Source organism: Enterobacter sp. 3U4, assembly GCF_057224565.1.
The window spans coordinates 4,735,325-4,748,801 of sequence record NZ_CP136665.1; the positions used below are offsets into that span (position 1 = coordinate 4,735,325).

Annotated in this window: 15 protein-coding genes; 7 read left to right on the top strand and 8 right to left on the bottom strand. The window is 54.8% G+C overall.

Features of this window, described 5'->3' with window-relative positions; genetic code table 11:
- Nucleotides 1-461 precede the first annotated feature (461 nt).
- From tdcA to RVY89_RS22610, 6 genes are all read left to right on the top strand, one after another.
- Entirely contained in the window at nt 462-1,382 is a 921-nt protein-coding gene (gene tdcA / locus RVY89_RS22585) for a transcriptional regulator TdcA (RefSeq protein WP_371899718.1), read from the top strand.
- A gap of 101 nt (nt 1,383-1,483) precedes the next feature.
- A complete protein-coding gene (gene tdcB, locus RVY89_RS22590) occupies nt 1,484-2,473 on the top strand; it encodes a bifunctional threonine ammonia-lyase/L-serine ammonia-lyase TdcB (RefSeq protein WP_484826485.1) in 990 nt (329 codons plus the stop codon).
- Nucleotides 2,474-2,482: 9 nt separating this feature from the next.
- Nucleotides 2,483-3,814: a threonine/serine transporter TdcC gene (tdcC, locus tag RVY89_RS22595; protein ID WP_484826486.1), complete on the top strand. Its 1,332-nt coding sequence runs from the start codon at nt 2,483-2,485 to the stop codon at nt 3,812-3,814.
- 30 nt (nt 3,815-3,844) lie between these two features.
- Nucleotides 3,845-5,053, top strand: a complete 1,209-nt coding sequence (gene tdcD / locus RVY89_RS22600) for a propionate kinase (protein WP_484827982.1) — start codon at nt 3,845-3,847, stop codon at nt 5,051-5,053.
- A gap of 15 nt (nt 5,054-5,068) precedes the next feature.
- Nucleotides 5,069-7,363, top strand: coding sequence for a formate C-acetyltransferase (pflB, locus tag RVY89_RS22605; protein ID WP_484826487.1), 2,295 nt, complete (start codon nt 5,069-5,071; stop codon nt 7,361-7,363).
- Between the two features lie 149 nt (nt 7,364-7,512).
- Nucleotides 7,513-7,923 (top strand): Spy/CpxP family protein refolding chaperone, encoded by a 411-nt coding sequence (locus tag RVY89_RS22610; protein WP_484826488.1) that lies wholly within the window; start codon nt 7,513-7,515, stop codon nt 7,921-7,923.
- 83 nt (nt 7,924-8,006) lie between these two features.
- Here the strand turns inward: RVY89_RS22610 and RVY89_RS22615 are convergent, their stop codons facing one another.
- Nucleotides 8,007-8,708, bottom strand: a complete 702-nt coding sequence (locus tag RVY89_RS22615; RefSeq protein WP_484826489.1) for a pirin family protein — start codon at nt 8,706-8,708, stop codon at nt 8,007-8,009.
- A 104-nt stretch (nt 8,709-8,812) separates the two neighbouring features.
- Between RVY89_RS22615 and RVY89_RS22620 the strand changes: the two genes are divergently transcribed.
- Nucleotides 8,813-9,715, top strand: a complete 903-nt coding sequence (locus tag RVY89_RS22620) for a LysR family transcriptional regulator (RefSeq protein WP_371899721.1) — start codon at nt 8,813-8,815, stop codon at nt 9,713-9,715.
- 47 nt (nt 9,716-9,762) lie between these two features.
- Here the strand turns inward: RVY89_RS22620 and RVY89_RS22625 are convergent, their stop codons facing one another.
- The 7 genes from RVY89_RS22625 to RVY89_RS22655 all read right to left on the bottom strand — a co-directional run bounded on the left by RVY89_RS22625 (nt 9,763) and on the right by RVY89_RS22655 (nt 13,461).
- On the bottom strand, nt 9,763-10,128 hold the full coding sequence (locus RVY89_RS22625) for a DUF805 domain-containing protein (RefSeq protein WP_223580557.1): 366 nt from the start codon (nt 10,126-10,128) through the stop codon (nt 9,763-9,765).
- A 231-nt stretch (nt 10,129-10,359) separates the two neighbouring features.
- Nucleotides 10,360-11,346 (bottom strand): glutathione S-transferase family protein, encoded by a 987-nt coding sequence (locus RVY89_RS22630; protein WP_484826490.1) that lies wholly within the window; start codon nt 11,344-11,346, stop codon nt 10,360-10,362.
- Nucleotides 11,347-11,417: 71 nt separating this feature from the next.
- On the bottom strand, nt 11,418-11,810 hold the full coding sequence (locus RVY89_RS22635) for a DoxX family protein (RefSeq protein WP_023309292.1): 393 nt from the start codon (nt 11,808-11,810) through the stop codon (nt 11,418-11,420).
- 252 nt (nt 11,811-12,062) lie between these two features.
- Nucleotides 12,063-12,359, bottom strand: coding sequence for a YqjK-like family protein (locus tag RVY89_RS22640; RefSeq protein WP_484826491.1), 297 nt, complete (start codon nt 12,357-12,359; stop codon nt 12,063-12,065).
- Complete coding sequence (locus tag RVY89_RS22645; protein ID WP_014885329.1) at nt 12,356-12,754, bottom strand: phage holin family protein; 399 nt, start codon at nt 12,752-12,754, stop codon at nt 12,356-12,358. The genes RVY89_RS22640 and RVY89_RS22645 overlap by 4 nt, the downstream gene beginning before the upstream one ends.
- Before the next feature lies 1 nt (nt 12,755).
- A complete protein-coding gene (locus RVY89_RS22650) occupies nt 12,756-13,061 on the bottom strand; it encodes an ElaB/YgaM/YqjD family protein (RefSeq protein ID WP_484826492.1) in 306 nt (101 codons plus the stop codon).
- Between the two features lie 31 nt (nt 13,062-13,092).
- Nucleotides 13,093-13,461: a DUF1090 domain-containing protein gene (locus RVY89_RS22655; RefSeq protein WP_008503142.1), complete on the bottom strand. Its 369-nt coding sequence runs from the start codon at nt 13,459-13,461 to the stop codon at nt 13,093-13,095.
- Between the last annotated feature and the right edge of the window lie 16 nt (nt 13,462-13,477).

Genomic DNA, 13,477 nt, shown 5'->3' on the forward strand with positions numbered 1-13,477 from the left:
TGATTGTTACCTTAATGATCCCGAAACTTTTCTCGTTTGATATACATATATTGAAATCAAATACATTTATCCCGTGAATATGTGACGCATTCCACTCTTTTCCTTAAGTCTGAAAATTGACGCCGTAAAAAATTGATAATTTGAAAGAATGTTTCAAACAAATAGCGGTTATTTATTAGGCTTTAATTGCCTGAAATATCGTCTTTATTGATTTTTTCCGGACGGTAAAATTTATCCGGGTTATCGCCATAAAATTAATTTATTACCGCTATTTTTGTTGATCAATATCAGCGTAGTAGCATATTTATATCGTGATATTCTATTGATATATAACGATTTTATTTGGTTTTTGGTGTGTGGGTTAAAGGGCCTGGAAAGCAAATTGTGAGTAACAGCACATACCCCTTCAAACATTATTGAGTAGAATTCACCCCGTCATAGGGAAATAAGCGCAGAATATTATGAACACTATTATTCTACCGAAAACACAGCACCTCGTGGTATTTCAGGAAGTCATTAAAAGTGGCTCCATAGGTTCTGCAGCAAGACAGCTGGGCCTGACGCAACCCGCCGTCAGCAAAATCATCAGCGATATTGAGTCTTACTTCGGCGTGGAAGTGATGGTGCGCAAAAATACCGGCGTAAAACTCACTGCCGCGGGCCAGGTTCTGCTCTCGTACTCAGAGTCGATCACCCGCGAAATGAAAAACATGGTGAGCGAAATCAACAGCCTGAGTTTCAGCACCGTTATGGACGTCTCCTTTGGCTACCCCTCGCTGATCGGCTTTACCTTCCTGTCCGGGATGATCAAAAAATTTAAGGAAGTGTTCCCGAAAGCGCGCGTCTCGATGTATGAAGCCCAGCTCTCCTCTTTCCTCCCGGCCATTCGCGACGGCCGTCTGGATTTCGCCATCGGCACGCTGAGTGATGAAATGCTGCTGCAGGATCTGCACGTCGAGCCGCTGTTTGAGTCCGAGTTTGTGCTGGTCGCCAGCAAGTCACGAACGTGCACCGGCCCGACGACACTGGCATCGCTCACGCACGAACAGTGGGTGATGCCGCAAACCGATATGGGCTACTACAAAGAACTTCTGACCACCCTGCAAGACAACCACATCAGCATCGAAAACATCGTCCAGACCGATTCCGTCGTCACCATTTATAACCTTGTCCTGAATGCCGATTATCTGACGGTGATTCCCCGCGACATGATTGCACCGTTCGGTTCGGATCAATTTATTGTGCTGCCAGTGGAAGATGAATTGCCCGTGGCGCGTTATGCCGCCGTGTGGTCAAAAAATTACAGGATTAAAAAATCGGCGTCAGTATTAGTTGAGCTGGCAAAACAATATTCGTCGATGAATATCGAAAGACGACGATGAATAATTAGTACTCATTTTAAAAACACCCAGAGCGTTAACGTATTAACGCGCTGATACCCTGACTTTGCCTGAAAAGAATGAATTATTATAACGAGGATATTATGCATATTACCTACGATCTCCCGGTAACGATTGAAGATATTCAGGACGCCAGAAAACGACTGGCAGGAAAAATATATAAAACCGGTATGCCACGCTCGAATTATCTCAGCGAAAGCTGTAAGGGCGAAATATTCCTGAAGTTTGAGAACATGCAGCGCACCGGCTCGTTTAAGATCCGCGGCGCGTTTAACAAGTTAAGCTCGCTGACCGACGCTGAAAAACGCAAGGGCGTGGTCGCCTGCTCCGCGGGAAACCACGCGCAGGGGGTTTCCCTTTCCTGCGCCATGCTCGGCATCGATGGCAAAGTGGTGATGCCAATGGGCGCACCAAAATCCAAGGTGGCCGCGACGCGGGACTACTCGGCGGAAGTGGTGCTGCACGGTGAGAACTTTAATGACACCATCGCCAAAGTCAGCGAAATCGTCGAGATGGAAGGGCGTATTTTTATTCCGCCTTACGATGACGCCAAAGTGATTGCCGGGCAGGGCACCATCGGCCTGGAAATTCTCGAAGATTTGTACGACGTGGATAACGTCATTGTGCCTATCGGCGGCGGCGGTTTAATTGCCGGGATTGCGACGGCGATTAAATCCATTAACCCGACCATTAATATTATCGGCGTACAGTCTGAAAACGTGCACGGAATGGCAGCCTCCTGGCAGGCAGGAGAAATAACCAACCATCGCGTTACCGGCACGTTAGCCGACGGCTGCGACGTCTCTCGTCCCGGGAAATTAACCTTCGAAATCGTTCGTGAACTGGTCGATGACATTGTGCTGGTGAGCGAAGACGATATTCGCAACAGCATGATTGCCCTTATTCAGCGAAATAAAGTGGTGACGGAAGGCGCCGGCGCACTGGCCTGTGCCGCGTTATTAAGCGGCAAACTGGACCACTATATTCAGGGCCGCAAAACCGTCTGCATTATTTCCGGCGGCAATATCGATCTCTCCCGTGTTTCCCAAATTACCGGCTTCGTTGACGCATAAAGGTGACCTATGAGCAACACAGAAAGCATTATCGTTGGCCAGACAAAAACGTCCTCCTGGCGTAAGTCTGATACCACCTGGACGCTTGGCCTGTTTGGAACCGCCATTGGCGCAGGCGTGCTGTTCTTCCCCATTCGCGCAGGCTTTGGCGGATTGATCCCCATCCTGCTGATGCTGGTTCTCGCGTTCCCGATTGCGTTTTACTGCCACCGCGCGCTGGCGCGTTTGTGTCTGTCCGGCAGCAACGTCTCCGGCAACATCACTGAAACGGTGGAAGAGCACTTTGGTAAGACCGGTGGCGTGGTGATCACGTTCCTCTACTTCTTCGCCATTTGCCCGCTGCTGTGGATTTACGGCGTCACCATTACCAACACCTTTATGACCTTCTGGGAAAACCAGCTCCAGCTGCCTGCGCTGAACCGCGGCGTAGTGGCGCTGTTCCTGCTGCTGCTGATGGCCTTTGTTATCTGGTTCGGTAAAGACCTGATGGTGAAGGTGATGAGCTTCCTGGTATTTCCGTTTATCGCCAGTCTGGTGCTGATTTCGCTGTCGCTGATCCCTTACTGGAACTCGGCGGTAATCGACCAGGTCAACCTGAGCGATATCGCCTTCACCGGCCATGACGGCATTCTGGTCACGGTGTGGCTGGGTATCTCCATTATGGTCTTCTCCTTCAACTTCTCGCCTATCGTCTCCTCGTTTGTGGTCTCCAAGCGCGAAGAGTACGAGCCGACGTTCGGGAAAGAGTTCACCGAGCAGAAATGTTCCAAAATCATCGGTCGCGCCAGCATGCTGATGGTCGCCGTAGTGATGTTCTTCGCCTTTAGCTGCCTGTTTACGCTCTCTCCGCAGAATATGGCGGAGGCCAAGGCGCAGAATATTCCGGTGCTCTCTTATCTGGCGAACCACTTTGCGTCAATGTCAGGAACTAAATCGACGTTTGCGACGGTACTGGAATACGGTGCCTCCATCATCGCGTTGGTTGCTATCTTCAAATCCTTCTTCGGGCACTACCTGGGCACGCTGGAAGGTCTAAATGGCCTGATCCTCAAGTTTGGCTACAAGGGCGATAAGAAGAAAGTCTCTGTCGGCAAACTGAACACCATCAGCATGGTGTTCATCATGGGCTCCACCTGGGTTGTGGCCTACGCCAACCCAAACATTCTCGACCTTATCGAAGCCATGGGCGCGCCAATTATCGCCTCTCTGCTGTGCCTGCTGCCGATGTACGCCATCCGCAAAGCGCCAGCGATGGCGAAATATAAGGGCAAACCCGAGAACATCTTCGTCACGGTTGTGGGCCTGCTGACCATTCTGAATATCGTTTACAAACTGTTCTAAACCATTGCTCAGGAAGAGCGGAGTCACATGATGATTGAGTTTCCGGTTGTACTGGTAATTAACTGCGGTTCGTCCTCTGTTAAGTTTTCGGTGCTCGACGCCAGCAGCTGCGACGCCCTGATGACGGGCATTGCGGATGGGATCAACACCGAGAAAGCCTTTATTTCCGTGAACGGGGGTGAGCCAGCCAGACTGGCTCACCAGGACTACGAAGGGGCGCTGGCTGCCATCGCCCTGGAGCTGGAGAAGCGTAACCTGATGAGCAGCGTGACCTTAATTGGCCACCGCATTGCGCACGGCGGCGATCTCTTCAGCGAGTCGACCCTGATCACGGAAGCGGTGATTGAGCAGATCCGCCAGGTCTCCCCGCTGGCACCGCTGCATAACTACGCCAACCTGAGCGGCGTGGAAGCGGCCGAGCGCCTGTTCCCGGGCGTGCAGCAGGTGGCGGTATTTGATACCAGCTTCCACCAGACGCTGCCGCCGCAGGCCTATCTGTACGGCCTGCCGTACCGCTATTTTGAAGCGCTGGGCGTGCGCCGCTACGGCTTCCACGGCACCTCTCACCGTTACGTGGCCGCGCAGGCGCATACGCTTCTCGGGCTGTCCCCCGATGACAGCGGCCTGGTGATTGCCCATCTCGGCAACGGGGCGTCCATCTGCGCGGTGCGCAACGGCGAAAGCGTTGATACCTCGATGGGGATGACCCCCCTGGAAGGACTGATGATGGGTACGCGCTGCGGCGACGTGGATTTTGGCGCGATGGCGTGGATTGCCCAGCAGACCGGGCAATCGTTTGAGGATCTGGAGCGCGTGGTCAACAAAGAGTCCGGGTTGCTGGGGATCTCCGGCATCTCTTCAGACCTGAGGGCGCTGGAGAAAGCCTGGCATGAAGGCAACGAGCGGGCTGTGCTTGCGATCCAGACCTTCGTTCACCGCATTGCGCGACACATTGCCGGGCACGCGGCGTCGCTGCACCGCCTGGATGGGGTGGTCTTTACCGGCGGCATTGGCGAAAACTCGAAGCTTGTCCGTGCGCTGGTGGCGGAGCATCTGAAGGTGTTCGGCATCCGCCTCGACGACGCCAAAAATGCCCTGCCGGGCAGCGCGGGTGAGCGCGTCATTAGCACTGATTCGTCCCGCGTGGCCTGCGCGGTGATCCCTACCAACGAAGAAAAAATGATCGCGCTGGACGCCCTCCGTCTTGGGAAGGTTACCCCGGCTGCGGCTTACGCCTGATAAAGCGAGAAACACATGAAAGTAACAATCGATACGGGCGTCGCGCCCTACAGCGACGCGTGGGCCGGGTTTCGCGGTGAAGAATGGAAAAACGCCGTCAACGTCCGCGATTTTATTCAGCATAACTACACCCCTTATGAAGGCGATGAAGCTTTCCTCGCGCAGGCGACGCCAGCAACGACGGCGCTGTGGCAGAAGGTAATGGTCGGCATTCGCCAGGAGAACGCCACCCACGCCCCGGTAGATTTCGACACCAACATCGCCACCACCATTACGGCTCATGGACCGGGCTATATCGACCAGGATCTGGAGACGATCGTCGGTCTGCAAACCGATAAACCGCTCAAGCGCGCGCTGCATCCGTACGGTGGGATCAACATGATCCGCAGCTCGTTCGAAGCCTATGGTCGGGAGATGGATCCGCAGTTCGAATACCTGTTTACCGATCTGCGCAAAACCCACAACCAGGGCGTGTTTGACGTCTATTCGCCGGAGATGATGCGCTGCCGTAAATCCGGCGTGCTGACCGGCTTGCCGGACGGCTACGGGCGCGGACGCATCATCGGTGACTATCGCCGCGTGGCGCTGTACGGGATCGCTTATCTGGTGCGCGAGCGCGAACTCCAGTTTACGGATCTGCAGGGCAGGCTGGAGCGCGGTGAGGATCTGGAGGCGACGATCCGCCTGCGTGAAGAGCTGGCGGAGCATAAGCGCGCGCTGCTGCAGATCCAGCAGATGGCGGCGAACTATGGCTTTGATATCTCACGTCCGGCGATGAATGCTCGGGAAGCGGTGCAGTGGCTCTATTTTGCCTACCTTGCAGCGGTTAAATCCCAGAACGGCGGGGCGATGTCGCTGGGGCGCACGGCCTCGTTCCTCGATATCTACATCGAACGGGATATGCAGGCGGGACGCCTGAATGAGGTACAGGCGCAGGAGCTGATCGACCACTTCATTATGAAGATCCGCATGGTGCGTTTCCTGCGCACGCCGGAGTTCGACACGCTCTTCTCCGGCGATCCGATCTGGGCCACGGAAGTGATCGGCGGCATGGGGCTGGACGGGCGCACGCTGGTGACCAAAAACAGCTTCCGCTATCTGCACACGCTGCACACCATGGGGCCCGCGCCGGAGCCGAACCTGACGATCCTCTGGTCAGAACAGCTGCCGATCGCGTTCAAGAAATACGCCGCGCAGGTGTCGATTGTCACCTCGTCGCTGCAGTATGAAAACGACGATCTGATGCGTGCGGACTTCAACAGCGATGACTACGCGATTGCCTGCTGCGTCAGCCCGATGGTGATCGGCAAGCAGATGCAGTTCTTTGGCGCGCGCGCCAACCTCGCCAAAACGCTGCTGTACGCGATCAACGGCGGGGTGGACGAGAAGCTGAAGATCCAGGTCGGCCCGAAAACCGAGCCGCTGCTGGACGACGTGCTGGATTACGACACGGTGATGGCGAGCCTCGATCACTTTATGGACTGGCTGGCGGTGCAGTACATCAGCGCCCTGAATCTCATTCACTACATGCATGACAAGTACAGCTACGAAGCCTCGCTGATGGCGCTACACGACCGGGACGTTTACCGTACGATGGCCTGCGGCATTGCCGGGCTGTCGGTGGCGGCGGATTCCCTGTCCGCCATTAAATACGCCACGGTGAAGCCGGTGCGCGACCATACCGGACTGGCGGTCGATTTCGTGATAGAAGGGGACTATCCGCAGTACGGTAACAATGATGACCGCGTGGACAGCATCGCCTGCGACCTGGTGGAGCGCTTTATGAAGAAAATTCAGGCGCTGCCAACCTACCGCAACGCGGTACCGACTCAGTCGATCCTGACCATCACCTCCAACGTGGTTTACGGTCAGAAGACCGGGAACACGCCGGACGGACGACGCGGCGGCACGCCGTTTGCCCCAGGCGCGAACCCAATGCACGGGCGCGACAGAAAAGGGGCGGTGGCCTCGTTAACATCAGTCGCCAAGCTGCCGTTCACCTATGCCAAAGACGGGATCTCCTACACCTTCTCTATCGTGCCGCAGGCGCTGGGCAAGGACGAGCTGGTGCGCAAAACCAACCTGGTAGGGCTGCTTGACGGGTACTTCCATCACGAAGCATCTATTGAGGGCGGGCAGCACCTGAACGTTAACGTTATGAACAGGGAGATGCTCCTCGATGCCATTGCGCATCCCGAGAACTACCCGAACCTGACCATCCGCGTCTCGGGCTATGCGGTGCGCTTTAATGCCCTGACGCGCGAGCAGCAGCAGGATGTGATTTCGCGAACATTTACTCAATCTATCTAAAAGTGAGTTCTCATGCCCCCTCAACGCAGGGGGCATTTTTTTGCCCGCTGGACATACAAAATTGTTTATATAATTACTAACACATATTCATCCGCTCTTGAAAAACAATACGCCTGCTTTTCCCTATCACAGCATGTAAGGACAGTAAGATGATGAAAATGACCCGTATTGCGTTGGCCGCCGCCGCGCTGGCCGTGTGCAGTTTTACGGCACAGGCCGCGAACGTTGAGGCTGCCCCGTCTCCGTCGCAGGATCCGCTGGTTCAGCACCTGAAGCTCAGCAATGAGCAGGTTAAGAAGATTGAAGATCTGCATAAGCAGCTGGAACAAAATGTTAGCAAGATCCCGATGACGGGCGTGAAGGACGGCGCGCTGATCGATATGTTCCAGTCGGGCAAATGGGACGAAAGCACGGTGAAAAGCCAGCTTAGTGCATTCAGCAAAATTGAAGAGCAGACCCGCTATTACCGCGTGAAATATTACTTCGACGTCAGCCAGGTATTGACGCCGGAACAGCGCAAACAGATTAGAACGGATATGGCTAACGCGCTGGCAGAGTGATTTCGTTGTCGCGTACGGCGCCGGATGATTCTGCCGTGGCTCGATCGGTTCCCTCTCCCATTGGGAGAGGGTTAGGACATTCTCTAAACCGGCAAATCAATCAGCAGCGCGCGCAGCGGCGTATCCGCCACCAGGGTGATATTCGCTTCATCACGAATAAACGCCCCGTCGCCGCAGGTGAGCGCTTCTTTCTCTTCCGTATGCGTCACCGCATGCACCGTACCGTGAATAGACTGCAAATAGGCGCGCGGACCATGAAGCTGGAAGCTCGCCTGTTCACCTTTCTTCAGCTCGATATGGTGCAGCCACACCTGCTGACGCAGCTGCAGGCTACCTTTAATGCCGTCCGGCGATGCAATCAGCTGTTGCTTATCGCCCGTTAAATCTAACTTCTGTACCAGCGGATTTTCTCGCTCAGGGCAGGCGTCGAGCCACAGCTGCATGCGGGTCAGCGTTTTATCTTTGCTGAGGTTATGCTCGCTGTAGCTAATGCCCGGCTGCGTGGAAATTAACAACGCTTCGCCAGCCTTTGCCTGGACATGATTGCCCTCGCTATCGCGGTATTCTGCCTCGCCTTCCAGGATCAGGTTCAGGATATCGACTTTCGGGTACGTACGCGGCTGGAAGGAGGCGCCCGGGGCGAGCACTTCCTGGTTCAACACGCGTAGTGAAGCGTAACCGAGGAGTTTAGGGTCAAAGTAGTGTCCAAAGGAAAAGGTGTAGCGGGCCTGCAGCCAACCGAAATCGGCTTGTCCGCACTGTTTAGCTGTTCTTGTCGTAATCATAAACTTGACCTCTCTTTACACTAAAACAATGGTAAAGGTATGGACGCTTCATTGTTAGCCAGATATTCTGCCTGGTATGTTCAAATTTCCTGAATGAGAACGAGATGGCTAAAGAGAGAGCATTGACGCTTGAGGCGCTTCGCGTCATGGACGCGATTGACCGGCGCGGCAGTTTTGCGGCAGCGGCCGATGAACTGGGGCGCGTTCCGTCTGCGCTGAGCTACACCATGCAGAAGCTGGAAGAAGAGCTGGACGTGGTGCTTTTTGACCGCTCCGGTCATCGAACAAAATTCACCAACGTGGGGAGAATGCTGCTGGAGCGCGGCCGCGTGCTGCTGGAAGCGGCGGACAAGCTCACCACGGATGCCGAAGCGCTGGCGCGCGGCTGGGAAACCCATCTGACGCTAGTTACCGAAGCGCTGGTGCCGACTGAAGCGCTGTTCCCGCTGGTGGACCGCCTGGCGGCGAAGGCCAATACGCAGCTGTCAATTATCACCGAGGTGCTGGCAGGGGCGTGGGAGCGATTGGAGACGGGCAGGGCGGATATCGTCATTGCTCCGGACATGCACTTCCGTTCTTCATCAGAAATCAACTCGCGCAAGCTCTACAGCGTGATGAACGTCTACGTTGCCGCCCCCAACCACCCGATTCACCAGGAGCCGGAGCCGCTATCTGAAGTCACACGCGTGAAGTATCGCGGCGTGGCGGTCGCGGATACCGCACGCGAGCGTCCGGTGCTGACGGTGCAGTTACTGGATAAGCAGCCTCGTTTGACGGTCACGTCGCTGGAAGACAAGCGGCAGGCGCTGCTGGCGGGGCTGGGCGTGGCGACCATGCCGTACCCGTTTGTCGAAAAAGACATTGCAGAAGGGCGGCTGCGCGTTGTCAGCCCGGAATATAGCCACGAGGTGGATATCATTATGGCGTGGCGCCGTGACAGCATGGGCGAAGCCAAATCATGGTGTTTACGCGAAATTCCGAAGCTTTTCACGCACTATAATAAATAAAATTGTGGTTTGTAGGCCCGGTAAGCGAAGCGCCACCGGGCTTTTTTTTATGCGCCGATCTTAGGATCCGGACCAAAGCGGTTTTCGCCCGGCGTCCCGCTCTGGCAGTTGAAGATCAAAATCACAATCCAGCCCACGATCGGGATCAACAGCAGCAATAGCCACCACGCCGAACGATCGGTATCGTGCAGCCGACGGAACAGTACCGCCCACGATGGCAGCAGGACTAACAGGCCATAGATGGTGGTCAGCACGCCTTCACCGCCAGCCCGCTCCCAGCCAAGAATTTTATCCACAATACCCAGCACCATGACGAGGATGAAGTTCACCAGAACGAACATCCAGTACTCTTTGCGGCGGGCGCGGCCACCAAATCCAATGTAGTTGCGCAGTACTTTTAAATACCAGTCCATTTTCCTTGCCTCATTAGTCAGTCAATCACTTGTTTTCTAAGCGATCGAGGTAAGGATAGATGGAGATTGTGAATTAAAAAAGGGCATTTACCCGTCATACTTCAAGTTGCCTGGGCGTTGGCTTTCCTCGCTCACCCCAGTCACATACTAATGTTCGCTCCTGGGGATTCGCTGCGTCGCCGCCTTCACGCAACTTGAATTATTTAGGGTATTGATTGGTGCCCTTAATATTTATCCAAAACGGACGTCGCGCCCGTGAGGTTCATCCAGATCCTGCCACGGACCAATGGAGATAATCCCCGTCGGGTTGATGGTTTTGTGGCTGCGGAAATAGTGGGTGCGAATATGGTTGAAGTCGACCGTGTCGGCGATACCCGGCATCTGGTAAATGTCGCGCAGGAAACCATACAGGTTCAGGTAATCGCTGATGCGGTGTTTATCGCACTTAAAGTGGGTGACATAGACCGGATCAAAGCGAACCAGCGTGGTCCACAGGCGAATGTCCGCTTCCGTCAGGCGATCGCCCGTCAGGTAGCGATGCTGGCCCAGGATCTGTTCCAGGCGTTCCAGTGATTCAAACACCTTTCCAACCGCTTCGTCATACGCTTCCTGGCTGGTGGCGAAACCGGCCTTATAGACACCGTTGTTGACGTTGTCGTAAATCCAGCTGTTCAGCTCATCAATCTTATCGCGCAGTTCAACCGGGTAGTAATCCCCGGCGCGGGCGCCGTGCGCATCAAATGCGGTATTGAACATGCGGATGATTTCCGCAGACTCATTGCTGACAATCGTCTGGTTTTTCTTGTCCCATAGCACCGGAACGGTCACGCGCCCGGTGTAGTGCGGATCGGCGCGCAGATAGAGCTGGTATAGGAAATCGTGGTGATACAGTTCGTCGCCGGTTGCCGCAGGGAAATCACTGTCAAACGTCCAGCCGTTTTCCAGCATCAGCGGGTTGACGACTGAAACTGGAATTAAAGATTCGAGACCTTTCAGCTTGCGCACGATCAGCGTGCGGTGGGCCCACGGGCAGGCGAGGGAAACATAAAGATGATAACGATCTTTCTCAGCCGCGAATCCGCCTTCGCCGCTCGGGCCCGGCGCACCGTCGGCGGTTAGCCAGTTACGGAAGGCCGAAACAGAGCGCTTAAAGCGACCGCCGGTGGATTTGGTGTCATACCAGACATCCTGCCAGACGCCGTCTACGAGTTGTCCCATTTTTTCTCCTCCGTCAGATAGCAAAAGCGAGGAGATGTCTCCTCGCTTTGTGTTTATTCAGTATAGCGTGCTTACCATTTCTTATTCAGAACGCGGTCGATGCTGTATGCGCCCGGGCCAGTCACCGCCAGCAGCAGGAAGCCACCCGCGATGGTCAGGTTTTTCATGAACATCAGAGAGTTCACGCCTTCCGCAAAGTTGCTGTGGAAGATGAACGCCGTCAGCACGGTGAAGCCTGCGGTAAACAGCGCGGTGGTGCGGGTCAGGAAGCCGAACAGGACTGCCAGGCCGCCGCCGAACTCAAGAAGAATGGTCAGTGGCAACAGGAACCCCGGAACGCCCATGGCTTCCATATACTGCTGGGTACCCGCATAACCGGTAATTTTGCCCCAACCTGCCACGATGAACAGAATTGGCATCAGAATACGCGCTACCAGTACACCAACATCTTCTAATTTTTTCATTTTACTCTCCAGGAAACCACATCAGCGGCTGAACGTTATTTGTCTGCAATTCCGGGTAGATACCGCGTCGTTGCTGTCGATGGAGAGCATCATAAACGTGACGGTGGGCGATTGTTAGCAAGGAAAACTGTCAATCTTCTTCAAAGATATTGAGTAAGGGATGTGCGCGCTGGTGCCCTCACCCCAACCCTCTTCCACGGGGATAGGGCGCAAAAACAAAAAACGGTAACCTGGGTTACCGTTTTGCTTTTATCACCGCAACTGCTGTTGACGAATCGTGGCTTTCACCAGACGCCAGGCGCTCCAGGCTCCAAACCCACGGCGCGCCCAGCGGATGAGCATATTTGGATGACGAACGGACCAGATAGCCATCACGCTGCTGCCGACCAGCGCCCATGACCGCAGGCTCAGGAAGGTGTTCCAGCCCCGATCAAACCGTCGCGTCGCGTCAATCCAGTCGCGACGGCTGGCAGACAGATCCAGCCGCTGCTGCTGGATCTGGCTTAGCAGGTACGCTTTTCGCTTTTGACGTTCGGCTTTACCGCTCACGGCTTGTCATCCTCCAGTAGGGCGCGATCGTTAGCCAGCTCCTGACGCGTATGGCGCAGGAAAGTGGATTTACGCGCTTTACGCAGCGTCCAGATACCGCCAATCAACGCTGCGACCAGCAGAACGACGGTGGTGGCAATCATCGCGTTAAGACGATACTGCGGGTCAATGGCCCAGATGATTAACACCATCAGGCTCATCAGACCAAACGCGGCGAAGAGCATGGTAAGTCCAAGCATCAGCAGCATCTGGAAGAGGTTAGCTTTCTCCTCTTCCAGCTCGACCACTGCCAGCCGGACGCGCGTTTCGGCAATCCCGACCAGCGTCGTTAAAATACGCTGGCCGATGCCGAGGACGTTGTTAGCAGGCCCTTGTGCGTGACGAGGATCTTCCATATCAACGACGCGTCAGCAGGACACCCAGTACCACACCGACTGCGGCACCAATCCCTACGCCCGTCCATGGATTATCACGTACGTATTCGTCCGCACGCGCGGCCGCTTCGCGGGTCTGTTTTGCCAGCGCATCGCCGGTTTCACCCAGGCGATAGCGGCTCTCTTTCAGCGCCTGCTCCGCTTTGCTGCGCAGCTTGCTGACCTCTTCTTTTGACTTGTCAGCAGAGGAGTTCAGCACCTCTTCAAGGGTATCGGCCAGGGATTTCAGTTCAGCGCGCAGATGGTCAGACGTCGTATCTTTTGACATGATTCTCTCTCCTGTTGAGATTTCCGTTAACTCAATAATCGCGAGCTTCCAGCGCTTTCAGGTCGTCCTGCGCTTCTTTCAACTTCTTCTCGCGCTTAGCAATTTTTTCCGCATCCCCTTTCTCTTTCGCTTCCTGCAGGTCGCGACGGCGCTCGGCTATCTCGTCCTTCTGTTCAGCGATTTTCTTCTGGTGGTCGGCACGAAGCTTGCTGTCTGAACAGTTCGCTTTCACTTCGCTCAGCGCTTTTTTGAGACCATCAACGCGGTGCTGATTGTTATGCTTTTCGGCATAACCGATCTCACGCTGAATATCCTGTTCTTTCTCCTGACAGAGAGAGTTTGCGAAGGATGCTGTGCTTAAAGAAAAAAGGGCCAGAGCCAGAGTCATGCGGAATTTCATTATCGAAACCTTCCAT

Excerpts from the sequence above, each read along its gene's own strand:
- RVY89_RS22610 (WP_484826488.1), top strand. The coding sequence starts at position 7,513 with ATGATGAAAATGACCCGTATTGCGTTGGCCGCCGCCGCGCTGGCCGTG.
- tdcB (WP_484826485.1), top strand. The coding sequence starts at position 1,484 with ATGCATATTACCTACGATCTCCCGGTAACGATTGAAGATATTCAGGAC.
- RVY89_RS22620 (WP_371899721.1), top strand. The coding sequence starts at position 8,813 with ATGGCTAAAGAGAGAGCATTGACGCTTGAGGCGCTTCGCGTCATGGAC.
- RVY89_RS22645 (WP_014885329.1), bottom strand. The coding sequence starts at position 12,754 with ATGGAAGATCCTCGTCACGCACAAGGGCCTGCTAACAACGTCCTCGGC.
- tdcA (WP_371899718.1), top strand. The coding sequence starts at position 462 with ATGAACACTATTATTCTACCGAAAACACAGCACCTCGTGGTATTTCAG.
- RVY89_RS22655 (WP_008503142.1), bottom strand. The coding sequence starts at position 13,461 with ATGAAATTCCGCATGACTCTGGCTCTGGCCCTTTTTTCTTTAAGCACA.
- RVY89_RS22630 (WP_484826490.1), bottom strand. The coding sequence starts at position 11,346 with ATGGGACAACTCGTAGACGGCGTCTGGCAGGATGTCTGGTATGACACC.
- tdcC (WP_484826486.1), top strand. The coding sequence starts at position 2,483 with ATGAGCAACACAGAAAGCATTATCGTTGGCCAGACAAAAACGTCCTCC.
- RVY89_RS22625 (WP_223580557.1), bottom strand. The coding sequence starts at position 10,128 with ATGGACTGGTATTTAAAAGTACTGCGCAACTACATTGGATTTGGTGGC.
- RVY89_RS22635 (WP_023309292.1), bottom strand. The coding sequence starts at position 11,810 with ATGAAAAAATTAGAAGATGTTGGTGTACTGGTAGCGCGTATTCTGATG.
- RVY89_RS22615 (WP_484826489.1), bottom strand. The coding sequence starts at position 8,708 with ATGATTACGACAAGAACAGCTAAACAGTGCGGACAAGCCGATTTCGGT.
- RVY89_RS22650 (WP_484826492.1), bottom strand. The coding sequence starts at position 13,061 with ATGTCAAAAGATACGACGTCTGACCATCTGCGCGCTGAACTGAAATCC.
- pflB (WP_484826487.1), top strand. The coding sequence starts at position 5,069 with ATGAAAGTAACAATCGATACGGGCGTCGCGCCCTACAGCGACGCGTGG.
- tdcD (WP_484827982.1), top strand. The coding sequence starts at position 3,845 with ATGATTGAGTTTCCGGTTGTACTGGTAATTAACTGCGGTTCGTCCTCT.